Origin of the sequence: Alkalicoccobacillus porphyridii (assembly GCF_007293315.1) — a bacterium.
In the GTDB taxonomy this organism is placed as follows: domain Bacteria; phylum Bacillota; class Bacilli; order Bacillales; family Bacillaceae_D; genus Alkalicoccobacillus; species Alkalicoccobacillus porphyridii.
On sequence record NZ_VLXZ01000169.1, the window covers coordinates 1 to 281 of the forward strand.

Here is a 281-nt window from a genome sequence, read left to right on the forward strand (position 1 = left end):
CGGCACATTTCACTCACGCCGTTAACTTCACCGGTTCATCACGAAAATCATCCGCCGGTTCCAGCTTCAGATTCAGCGTCGTCAGCAGTTCACGCAGCTTCTCGTGAAACTCACGCAGGGTGTGCTCCAGTCGTTCAACCACTTCAGTGTCTTTTACCGGAACACTCTTCCAGTCGCCTGCTTTATCGAACAGACCAAACTGGTAACTGTAGGTAAAACGGGATTCCTGCGCTTCCAGCTCCATCCACCAGCCCCAGAACTCACGCACTTCCGGTGCAGGT

1 protein-coding gene is annotated in these 281 nt (G+C 53.4%); it reads right to left on the reverse strand.

The genetic code is table 11. The features are described 5' to 3' along the window. Window positions 1-13: 13 nt before the first annotated feature. Window positions 14-281, reverse strand: a 268-nt coding sequence (gene crl, locus FN960_RS23920; protein ID WP_143850802.1) for a sigma factor-binding protein Crl, incomplete at its 5' end; no start/stop codon positions are given.